The sequence below is a fragment of the Paludisphaera soli genome (genome assembly GCF_011064595.1).
Taxonomy (GTDB): domain Bacteria; phylum Planctomycetota; class Planctomycetia; order Isosphaerales; family Isosphaeraceae; genus Paludisphaera; species Paludisphaera soli.
Map to the genome: position 1 here is coordinate 1 of NZ_JAALJI010000058.1, position 10259 is coordinate 10259.

8 protein-coding genes are annotated in these 10259 nt (G+C 69.5%); 4 read left to right on the plus strand and 4 right to left on the minus strand.

Features of this window, described 5'->3' with window-relative positions; translation table 11 throughout:
• Positions 1 to 469: 469 nt before the first annotated feature.
• Positions 470 to 1465, minus strand: a complete 996-nt coding sequence (locus tag G6O68_RS30635) for a hypothetical protein (RefSeq protein WP_165253375.1) — start codon at positions 1463 to 1465, stop codon at positions 470 to 472.
• Positions 1466 to 1584: 119 nt separating this feature from the next.
• Here G6O68_RS30635 and G6O68_RS30640 point away from each other — a divergent pair, with 119 nt between their 5' ends.
• Positions 1585 to 2295, plus strand: coding sequence for a hypothetical protein (locus tag G6O68_RS30640; RefSeq protein ID WP_165253377.1), 711 nt, complete (start codon positions 1585 to 1587; stop codon positions 2293 to 2295).
• 26 nt (positions 2296 to 2321) lie between these two features.
• On the opposite strand, the gene G6O68_RS30645 is transcribed toward G6O68_RS30640, so the two are convergent.
• Positions 2322 to 2753 (minus strand): hypothetical protein, encoded by a 432-nt coding sequence (locus G6O68_RS30645; RefSeq protein WP_165253379.1) that lies wholly within the window; start codon positions 2751 to 2753, stop codon positions 2322 to 2324.
• Positions 2754 to 2989: 236 nt separating this feature from the next.
• On the opposite strand from G6O68_RS30645, the gene lon reads away from it, so the two are divergent.
• On the plus strand, positions 2990 to 5545 hold the full coding sequence (gene lon / locus G6O68_RS30650; RefSeq protein ID WP_165253381.1) for an endopeptidase La: 2556 nt from the start codon (positions 2990 to 2992) through the stop codon (positions 5543 to 5545).
• A gap of 416 nt (positions 5546 to 5961) precedes the next feature.
• Here lon and G6O68_RS30655 read toward each other — a convergent pair whose 3' ends face one another.
• A complete protein-coding gene (locus tag G6O68_RS30655; RefSeq protein WP_165253382.1) occupies positions 5962 to 6354 on the minus strand; it encodes a hypothetical protein in 393 nt (130 codons plus the stop codon).
• A gap of 824 nt (positions 6355 to 7178) precedes the next feature.
• On the opposite strand from G6O68_RS30655, the gene G6O68_RS33120 reads away from it, so the two are divergent.
• Both G6O68_RS33120 and G6O68_RS30665 read left to right on the plus strand, forming a co-directional pair.
• On the plus strand, positions 7179 to 8339 hold the full coding sequence (locus G6O68_RS33120) for an SGNH/GDSL hydrolase family protein (RefSeq protein ID WP_240911576.1): 1161 nt from the start codon (positions 7179 to 7181) through the stop codon (positions 8337 to 8339).
• A 47-nt stretch (positions 8340 to 8386) separates the two neighbouring features.
• Positions 8387 to 9112 carry a lysophospholipid acyltransferase family protein gene (locus G6O68_RS30665; RefSeq protein WP_165253384.1) on the plus strand — a complete coding sequence of 242 codons (726 nt, stop codon included), beginning with the start codon at positions 8387 to 8389 and terminating at the stop codon, positions 9110 to 9112.
• Here the strand turns inward: G6O68_RS30665 and G6O68_RS30670 are convergent.
• Positions 9092 to 10237: an IS630 family transposase gene (locus G6O68_RS30670; RefSeq protein WP_165253385.1), complete on the minus strand. Its 1146-nt coding sequence runs from the start codon at positions 10235 to 10237 to the stop codon at positions 9092 to 9094. The two genes, G6O68_RS30665 and G6O68_RS30670, sit on opposite strands and share 21 nt — an antisense overlap.
• Positions 10238 to 10259: the final 22 nt, after the last annotated feature.

Here is a 10259-nt window from a genome sequence, read left to right on the forward strand (position 1 = left end):
GGGGGAAGGTGGCGATCCTGTCCGGCACCACTTCCATGCGGGGCCGGAGACACGGCCGTCGCGGCGGCGGGACGGGTGAGAGCGGGCGGACGCCTCAGGTCGTCGTTTCGGGCGGTCCGAGGGCTCTCCGGCGGGCGTCGAACGGCACGCCCGTCACCCACCCCGGATGGAGGACCGGATCGCCGCCGGGGTCCGTTTCGTCGCGGGCCCGACTCCAGCGGCGTGACCCGGGCGGTCGGCTAGGCGAGGATCGGCCGCCGATTCGCTCAGCGACCCGAGCGCGACCCGGCCGATCCCCGGCTTCCTGCGGACCGACTCCCACCCTTGCCGGAGCGGTCGCGCTCGGCCCCCGCTTTTCGTGCGATCTCCCGCCATCTCGGCGGCTTCCCGGAGACTGGCGAATCCTGGCGTGAATCCGGCGTCGAACACGACCGGCCCGTTCCCGACTGGTGGGAGGGACGTCGTCGGCTCACGTCGCCATGAGCTGGGAAACGCTCAGCCCGACGACGACCCCGTAGGCGGCCGGGTACAGCACGCGCAGGCGGCGCTGGAGCTTGAGGGCGTCCGGGATCGAGCCGGCCGTCACCCGGCGGTGGACCATGGCCACGCCGATCGTCGCCATCGCGGCGAAGAGGAAGCCGATCAGCGCGTGGCGGTCGATCATGGTCAGATACGCCACCTTGGGCAGCGCGAAGTCGACCGAGTAGCCGAAGGCGAGCATCGCGATCAGCGTCCCCATGCAGGTGCTGATCTGGGGCTGGAGGTTGACCGGCTCGAACCAGAACACCAGCGCGGGGATCAGCGAGAGGAGCGTCAACGGCAGCAGCACCCGCCAGGCGTAGAAGGTCGAACGGCGGTCCACCCGCACCCGGTACTCCAGCATGCCGTGCTCCTGGCCCCCTGTCCGGTAGTGGCGCGAGCCGACGCGGTAGGTCTGGTCCTCGACCGACCAGTCGGTGAGGAACGCGTCGTCGTGCATCGTCATGCACTCGGCGATCGGGACGAAGCGGGCCTCCGTCAGGTCGTCGGCCAGCGAGATCCGCACGACCAGGTCCTGGTCGTCGAACGGGAACTTGCGGAGGTCGAGCGGGGTCGAGAACCGACCGCTGAGGTTGGACCGATAGACGACCCGGCCGTCGTCGTCGACGTCGATGTCGGGCTCGGCGTGCGGCTTGGGGGCCTCGGCGGCGTTGTCGAAGTAGAGCAGGGGGATCCACATCTTGCCCTCGGTCCGCTTCCCCCCCGCGAGCCGGGGGTCGCGCCAGTGCAGCTCCAGGTGGGCGGTGACGTCGAAGGTCTCCTCGCGGGCCGTGATCCGGCCGAAGTCGGCGATGTGGAAGCCGATACCGACCTCGATCGGCCCCCCGCCCTCGACCGGCGGCGGACCCGCCGCGCCGACCGGCTGCGCCCGGGCCGCGGCCCCCGCCAGGACGATCATCGCCGCCATCCCGATCCCGCGCAGCATCTCGGCCCCTCCCCGTGGATCGCTCGTCCCCTCGTTACCTAGGACACGGACGGGGCCGCGTCGAGCGAAGGGTGCTATCCTGGGGCGACCGACGAGCCCCCGACCCGAGAGGCCCCGCGATGATCCACGTCCTGGAAGGCGGCACCGACGCCGCGTCCATGATCCTGTTCGACCCCGATTCGCTCCCCGACGATTTCGACGACCGCGCCCGCGAGGACCCGGCGGCGGCGATCGAGGCGGCGGCGGCGGCCGGGCGGCTGTGCAAGCTGGAGCCGGGCTCCGACGGGAGCTACACGCTGGGCGTCTGCGTCGGAGAGGGCCCGCCCGCGGGACTGGCGGGATTCTTGCGGCCCCTGAGCGAGGCCGACCGCTTCCTCGTCGTCGGCGGGCGCCTCCACTTCGCCGGGATCGAGGGCGTGTCCCGCCAGGGCGCCCCGTCCACGGCGGAAAGCTCGCAGGGCGGTGATTCCGTCGCGATCCCGCCGGGCGTGTACCGGCTCCGCGTCCAGGAGGCCGACTACTCGGACGAGTTCCTTGAAGGAAGGATGCGGGAGCGGACGTCGGCGGCCGGGCTGCGACTCCTCGCGATCATGAACCGCCGGCTCCTCCCCCTCGGCACGTTCGGAACCCTCGCCGGGTTCGTCTCCCTGCTCATCCTGGGGTGGCGCGACTGGCGCGTGACCGCCCTGCCCCTCTGCCTGGCGATGGTCCTCCCCGCCATCGTCGTCTCGCGCCTGCGGAGCTACCGCGAGGCCCGCGACGCCGGGCGCGAACTGAGCCGGGATCTGCCGGACTACTGGGCCGTCCTGGAGCCCATCGAGCCGGCCTGACGAGGGCCGACCCGACGTCAGCCCGGTCAGGCGAAGTCGTCGAGCCGCTTCGGCTTCGGCTCGGGCGTCGCGACCGAGCGGCCGGACGTCGCCCACCCGATGAGGATCGCCGACGACGCGAAGCAGGTGGCGACCAGGGCCCACTCGACCCACCTCGGCCTCGGCGGGCCCGCCATCATCGCCAGCGGGACCCCGGAGGCCGCGAACGCGACGAGGAAGAGCCTCGTCCCCGGGCGGAACCGCCCGAGTCCCCGGCCGATCTGCGTGAGGACCCACGCCGGCGGCCCGAAGACCGCGCGCACCAGCAGCCACACCACCTTGCCGAGGACCCAGGCCGCCAGGGCGACGACCGCCGCGACCAGCTCCAGCAGGCCCGCCAGCAGCAGGAACGCCCCCCGCCGCAGCCGGGAAAACGCCCGGCCCACGCGCGGGCCCCTCGGGTTCGAAAGCGTCGACATCGCACGGTCCTCCCGCCTGTGTTTCGTCGCGACGGCGGGAATCTTGCGGCGGCCCGCCGGATTTTCGAGGCGACACCCGCTCGCCGGCGAGCGGCCGTGCACGCCGTCATCCCTGGTCGCGGCCGATCCGCCTCCCTGTCTTTCCGCACACTTGACCCGATCTGGGCGTACACCTACTAGATTACATGAGTGAAGCACGAGCCAGTCGGAGCGGAAGGTAGGGAGGAGGCCCGAGGATGCCGGAACGACAGACGCTGCCGGTGCTCCCCTTGCGGGGCACGGTGATTTATCCCGGGCTGACGGTCCCGATCGGGGTCGGGCGGCCGGGGACCTTGCATGCGATCGAGGCGGCGTTGAAGGGGGACCGGGAGGTCTTCGCCGTCGCCCAGCGCGAGAACGTGGACGAGCCCACGACCGATCAGCTCTTCACGATGGGCGTGGTCGGCAAGATCGGCCAGGTCCAGCGCGGGCTGGGGGGCGTGCAGCTCCTGCTCCAGGGCGAGCATCGGGCGGCCGTGCTGAACTATCAGCAGGGCGAGGAGTTCCTCACCGCCGACGTCATGCCCATCGCCGAGGTGCCGCCGCTCGACGAGAACGACGCGGCGTTCGCCGCGCTCTATCGCGAGACCCGCGAGCGGGCCATGGAGCTGGGCGAGCGCCGGGGGCTCCCCGACGAGGTGCTCCACCAGGTGCTCGACTCCGTGACCGAGCCCGGCCGGTTCGCCGACCTGGTCGCGGGCTACCTGGAACTCCCCGTCGCCGACAAGCAGCTCTTGCTGGAGACGATGGGGGTCGAGGAACGCCTGCGCCGGGTCCTGATCCAGGTCCAGCGCCAGATCGGCATGCTCGCGGCCCAGGCCGAGATCAAGTCGCAGGTGCAGGAGGAGCTGGGCGAGCGCCAGCGCGAGATGTTCCTCCGCGAGCAGCTCAAGGCGATCCAGAAGGAGCTGGGCGACGACGACCAGTCCCGCGAGCTGACCGAGCTGCGCGAGAAGCTCGGCAAGCTGGAGCTCCCCCGCGAGGCCCAGGTCGAGGTCGAGCGCGAGCTGGGACGCCTGGAACGCTCCGGCCGCGAGTCCATGGAGGCGCAGGTCATCCGCACCTACCTGGAGTGGATCGCCGAGCTGCCGTGGAACACCCGGTCCGACGACGACCTGGACCTGAAGCACGCCACCGAGGTGCTCGACGAGGACCACTACGGCCTCGAAGACGTCAAGGACCGGGTGCTGGAGTTCCTGGCCGTCCGGCAGCTCCGCGCCCGCAAGATGGCCGAGGAGGTCGAGGCCTCCGGCGAGTGCGCCGCGTCCAAGCTGAAGGAGGCGAAGGAGACCGTCACGCCGTCGATGAACGGCGCCAAGCCAGACGACGAGCGGTCGATCACCGACGGTAAGGAGGCGAAGGCCAAGGCGATGGCGCGCGGCCCGATCCTGCTGTTCGTCGGCCCGCCGGGCGTCGGCAAGACGTCGATCGCCAAGTCGATCGCCCGCGCCCTGGGGCGGAAGTACGTCCGCGCCGCCCTCGGCGGCATCCGCGACGAGGCCGACATCCGCGGCCACCGGCGGACCTACGTCGGCGCCATGCCCGGCCGGATCATCCAGGGCCTCAAGCAGGTCGGCACCAAGAACCCCGTCTTCCTGCTCGACGAGGTCGACAAGCTCGGCGTCTCGTACCAGGGCGACCCCGCCAGCGCGCTGCTGGAAGTCCTCGACCCGGCGCAGAACGACACGTTCACGGACAATTATCTGAACGTGCCGTTCGACCTGAGCGAGGTCCTCTTCGTGGCCACCGCGAACTTCATCCAGAACATCCCCGGCCCGCTTTTGGACCGGATGGAGGTGGTGGACTTCGCCGGCTACACCGAGCGCGAGAAGGCCGAGATCGCCAAGACCTACCTCATCCCCCGCCAGCTCGAGGAATCGGGCCTGACGAACGAGGGGGTCTCGTTCACCGACGACGCCGTGGCGGCCGTCGTCAGCGAGTACACCCGCGAGAGCGGCGTGCGCCAGCTCGAACGTCAGATCGGCGCCGTGGCCCGCAAGGTGGCGCGGAAGCTCGCCGCCGGCGAGCCGACCGCCCGGACCCTCGGCCCCGAGGACGTCCACGAGCTGCTCGGCCGGCCGAAGGTCCACCCCGAGCACGCGGGCGAGGGCCCCGAGGTCGGCGTGGCCACCGGCATGTACTACACCCCGGCCGGCGGCGACATCATGTTCGTCGAGGCCGCCGTCCGCCGCCTCCAGGGGCCGAAGCCCGAGGACGCGAACGACCAGTACGCCGGCCCCGGCAGCGTCTCGCTGATCCTCACCGGCCAGCTCGGCGACGTCATGAAGGAATCGGCGCGGGCCGCCGTGACCTACGCCACGGCCAACGCGCGGGCCCTGAAGATCCCCGACGACCGCCTGGGGGCGATCGAACTTCATATTCACGTCCCGGCGGGGGCGATCCCCAAGGACGGCCCCTCGGCCGGCGTGGCGATGTCCTGCGCCATCGTCTCGGCCCTCACCAACCGCCCGGTCCGCGGCGACGTCGCCATGACCGGCGAGGTCACCCTGCGGGGCCGCGTCCTCCCCATCGGCGGGGTCAAGGAGAAGGTGCTCGGCGCCCACCGCGCCGGGATCCGCGAGATCATCCTCCCCAAGAAGAACGAGGCCGACCTCGACGACATCCCGGCCGACGTCCGGGCCGCCCTGGTCTTCCACTGCGTCTCCAACCTCGACGAGGCCTTCGCCGTCGCCCTCGGCACGGTGGCCGCCCGCACCCCCGCCGAGCCCCCGGTCCTCGTTCCCGTGGGCTGACCCCGAAAGGATAGGGATCCGGAACATCTGCCGAACTCGACGCCGGACGGGGAGCCCACCTCCCCGCCCGGCGTCCTCGCGCGCCCTCCGGGCCATTGGCTTCGTTCGCCCAGCCCGGAAAACGAACCCGATCGACGGAAGGGCTTGCGAAGGTTGGCTTTAACGCCGGTTTTCGCGCCCGGAAATTGGCTTCGTTCGGCGCGCTTTCCTGGTCGTTTTGCAGCGTGTTCAGCCCCTCCAGCCCGCCCGCCGCCCGCCTCATCGGGCAACGGAGCTTAAAGAGAGGATGGTCCAGGATGGGCGATTGCGCACGCCGATACCCAGGTTCCGTCGCCGCGTGATCGTCGCCCGCCTTCCCTCTCCGGGGACGCCGGCTCGACATCCCTTCGGGGAGCAAGACGGGGGCGTCGGGGCCGTCAGCGGAGGACGACGTCCCCGGCCCGCACGCGGGCCTCGACGTCCGCGCGGATCGTCGCGATGAACTCGCGCTGGGCCGTCCGGACGGCGAATGGGACGTGGGCGGCGAGGTTGCGTTGCATCTGATCCACGGTCTCGTCGATCACCTCGGGGAGTCCATCCGCCCTCGCGAAGGGGATGGGCATGGAGACGTTCGCCAGGTCCTCCCGCAGGATGTCGTCCTGGCGAAATCGCGCGAACGACGCGAAGCTGGCCCGGATGCGCTGGGTGACCAGGCCGTACTGGCGGACGGAGAAGACGACGGGATGGAACGCCGCCCTCCCGACGCCGGAAGGCCACGAACGCTCTTCCAGCGGGCCGGGGGCCTCGGGTTGGAACGATCGCCTGCGCATGTCGGGGATGCCTCTCGTCGAATGGGGGAGCGACGTCGCAAACGGGACGGCGGCCCCTCCCCGCCCGAGACGTCACGGCCGAACTCCGTGAGATCCTATTGGACTCCCGGCCCGACTCGGATCAGCCCACGTCCCGTCCCGCACCGCCGTGAGCCCCGCCCCCGACCGCCGGACCCCGAGAAACCGCCTGACCGGACCGGCCCCACGCCCAGCCTCGGCCGAACCGCGCGGTCCCCGGACGACCCCGACGACCGATCCCGTCGTGCGCCCCCGGGCGAACGCCCGCGACTCCAGGCCGGCCCCGCGAGCCTCCCAGGGCGGCCCCCATTGAGGATCACCTCGTCCAGGGCCAACGCGGCGACCAACGCCTTGAGCCGAGCGTTGGCTTCCCCCAGGCCCTTGAGTCGCTCCACCTCGTCGGCCATGAAGTAGCCGAACTGGATGCCTCGACGGTGATAGGCGGCCGCGGAGACGCCCAGAGCCCAACGGATCTCGGGGAGACCCGTCCACTTGGCGCGCCTGACTCCGCCCTCGCGGAACTTGCAGACGATGGGCTCGGGCGTGTTTCTAACGCTCCTTCGGGAGTCATTCCGCCTTCAATCGCGGGAATGATTCACATCCAGGTGGACCAGCCTAGGGAAGCAGGTTAAATCCATCTGGTCAGGTTTTGGAGTTTTTGCTAAGGATTCGGCCCGCATGGCGCGCAGGCATTCCATGTGAACGGGCGCAAGCAGACCATCTCAGGTGCGTGCTCGGCGAGACCATCCCGCGCTCTCGCGATGCCGTGCGTTGAACCGACGCGCACTAACAAGGTTGGGACGACGATGTTCCAGAGTTCGAAGCCCGCCATTCTCACCACTACGGCCCTGTTGGTTAGAAACAATCTAAGCGAGCGAGTCTGGGGCACTCACGGGGTCAATACCCTAGCTCTAGATGACCCACAGCCCCAAACCGTGAGGGGCGCCGGGGTCCCCGCCCACCACCTCCTTCGTCGCGGGCGACCGGCGGCGAAGCTTCACGGAGAACATCGTCCCCACTTCGCGCATCCGGTCGCACGGTCGAAGGCCATCACGGGGATCGGCGTCATCGGCGACAGCATCTCGGATGAATATCGGTTTTACGCCCCGGATCGGGTCACGGCACGGAATTGGGTCGAAATTTTAGCGACCGCGCGGGAGTTGCACTTTGGTGACCCGGTGACCGCGAACCGGGGCATGGCTCAAGATCGGAGATTGGCATACAACTGGTCCCGGTCCAGCGCGACGACGACGAGCCTTATCGCGCAGGGGCAGCACAGGGGCCTGGCGGCCCAGGTGGCCGGCGGTGCTGCCATCGACCTCGCCTCGGTCACGATCGGCACCAATGACTTCGTCGATGTTCTAATCAAGTCGAGATCAAAGGCGGCCCTGAGGCCAGTCCTGGAACGGGCGACCGCGAATCTGGCCGCGATCCTAGGTCCGCTGCTCAGGACCAATTCGACATTCAGGATTGCGGTATTCACCGCCGTTGACCTTCGCTGCTCCCCCCTTCTTCGCGGGGCACTCGACGCGGGCTTGATCCCCGGGGCGGCGGCCGACGCCTATGGAAGCATGGTCATGGCGTTTAACGAGCGCCTCCGGGACCTCCTCGCGGGCCACGGCCGACGGGTCGTGATCGTCGACAGCTACCGGCTTCTCACTGAGGTCGCCCTGGCCCGGTCGTATGTCGTCGGTGGCCTGGAGATCGACTGCGTCAACGCGAGCAACGACCCACGACACCTGTTCCTTGCCGACGGATTCCACCCCGGGACGATCGGACAGTGTCTGCTCGCGAATCAATTCCTCGACGCGATCAATGCCGGTTTCGACACCGGCATACCGCTTTTGAGTGGGGAAGAGATGATCGACTTCGCCTACTCGGTCCAGAGGCCATCCGGCCGGGCGCTGATCGGCATCGGCGTCCTCGCCCTGCTCGGATACGGTCGTCGCCGTCCACGCGTGGCATGACCCCCGAGTACATGGTCCACAACACGAGCCAGGAACAAGGAGGCGTGATGAGCACGTTGATCGCCGGGAGAATTCTCCATCAGCAGCCGTCGCATGCCAGCAAGGATTGTCCTCGGGTGTCGAGGTGGCTGGCGGTCTTGTTGTCTCGTCTTCACGCGCTCCTGATGAGGCGGTATTTCAAGATCGAGGTGACCGGCGAGCACAATATCCCGTCGTCGGGCCCATTCATCCTCGCCCCACTCCATCGCTCGCGATGGGATGCTTTTATGCTGTATTGCGCCGTAACCCGACGCTTCCTTTACTTCATGGTCAGCCATGACGAGGTTGTCGGTCTTCAGGGGTGGTTCATGAGACGGATGGGCGTCTTTCCGGTCAATACGCAACGACCCAGCCCCACGGTGATCCGGTCCAGCAAGGAGCTGATTTCTCGTGGAGACTCGTTGGTTGTCTTTCCTGAGGGAAACCTGTTCTACTACGGGCCTGGCGAGGTCCATCCCCTGAAGCCGGGGGTCGCCTGGATGGCGCTGAATTTCCAAAAAGCCTTGGTTGATATGAATCTCGTGATCATTCCCGTTCGTCTTGTCTATGGCGACCGCCGATTGCGGTGGGGGAGTAGGGCGAAGATCGTGGTGGGGGAGCCGATCTCCGTGAGTGACTATTCCGCCCTCCCTAGGAAAGAAGGGGTCGCTGCATTGACGACCACCCTTCAAAACATCCTGGGGGAGGTGGTCAATGAGACAAGCTCGGCCGAATCACTCCGGCAATGCGACTAATGGCGTGAGACGGTGTTGGATGCACGTCATACCGAATTGCATTGAAGGCTGCCCATCGATTGCGGCGGCCCATCGGAAGCCGACGGGGCCGCGAACGGCGTCGGGGTGGTCGATGAGCCAGAGGCAGCGTTCGACCAGCGGCGCCTGCATGGCGTCGAGGTGGTCGAAGCCCAGGTGGGCGATCGCCTCGCGGACGAGCGGCCAGAGCGGCTCGGCCGGCTGCAGCTCGGGCGTGCACGGCGGCGGCCGGTGCAGGACGACGTCGGGCGGCACCTCCAGCCGCCTCGCGACGTGCCAGCCGGCGTCGTCCACCAGCACCAGCAGCAGCTTCTCGCCGGCCGGGTCGGCCCAGCGGGCGAACTCGGCCAGGGCGGCGTTCATCCAGTCGGTGTTCGCCGCCGGCAGGATCAGCTCCAGGTTGCGGCCGTCGGACGGGCGCACGAACCCGTAGACGTAGAGCCACTCGCACCTGGTGCGGCCGTTGGCCGTCGGCCGCGTCCCCCGCGGCGACCAGGCCCGACGGGCGACCGGCTTGAGGCCGAGCCGGGCCTCATCCTCCGCCCACAGCTCGACCGCCTTGCCGGGATGCTCGCGGCCCAGCTCGGCCGCCCGACCGGCCAGGGCGGCCTTTCCACTCCCCTTGCTCCTCGGAGTCGGCGGCCCCGGGGTCCCTGGGCCGCGGCACCCGCAGGCTGAAGCCCATCGGACCATCCACCGCCAGGGCGTCTGGACGCAGACCTCGACGCCCCAGCGGCCCCGGACGTAGGCGGCGACCTTCGGCCCGGTCCACATGCCGCCGTCGTCGGGCCGGCCCTGCAACGCTTCGAACAACGCGGCCCGCTGCTCGTCCGAGAGCCTGGGCCTGCCGCCGTTGGCGACGGCCCGGCGATCGGCCAGGCCGGCCGGGCCCTCGGCGTTCCAGCGCTTCAGGACGGTGCGGACCCAGGCCGGGGTCAAGCCCACCTGGGCCGCGACCGCCGCCGGGGGCGGCGGCTCGGGCGAGCGGGTCAGCAGCCAGACCACCTGCCAATGGGTCTTCTCCAGCCCGCCCCGGCAGGCCCTGTAGCGGCGGGCGACCTCCTCGGGCGACAGGTGGGCGACGATCGGCAGACGCGCGCGGCCCATGATTCGGCCCTCCTCCCGGGTG

Excerpts from the sequence above, each read along its gene's own strand:
- G6O68_RS30645 (WP_165253379.1), bottom strand. The coding sequence starts at position 2,753 with ATGTCGACGCTTTCGAACCCGAGGGGCCCGCGCGTGGGCCGGGCGTTT.
- G6O68_RS30640 (WP_165253377.1), top strand. The coding sequence starts at position 1,585 with ATGATCCACGTCCTGGAAGGCGGCACCGACGCCGCGTCCATGATCCTG.
- G6O68_RS33120 (WP_240911576.1), top strand. The coding sequence starts at position 7,179 with ATGTTCCAGAGTTCGAAGCCCGCCATTCTCACCACTACGGCCCTGTTG.
- G6O68_RS30665 (WP_165253384.1), top strand. The coding sequence starts at position 8,387 with ATGAGCACGTTGATCGCCGGGAGAATTCTCCATCAGCAGCCGTCGCAT.
- lon (WP_165253381.1), top strand. The coding sequence starts at position 2,990 with ATGCCGGAACGACAGACGCTGCCGGTGCTCCCCTTGCGGGGCACGGTG.
- G6O68_RS30670 (WP_165253385.1), bottom strand. The coding sequence starts at position 10,237 with ATGGGCCGCGCGCGTCTGCCGATCGTCGCCCACCTGTCGCCCGAGGAG.
- G6O68_RS30635 (WP_165253375.1), bottom strand. The coding sequence starts at position 1,465 with ATGCTGCGCGGGATCGGGATGGCGGCGATGATCGTCCTGGCGGGGGCC.
- G6O68_RS30655 (WP_165253382.1), bottom strand. The coding sequence starts at position 6,354 with ATGCGCAGGCGATCGTTCCAACCCGAGGCCCCCGGCCCGCTGGAAGAG.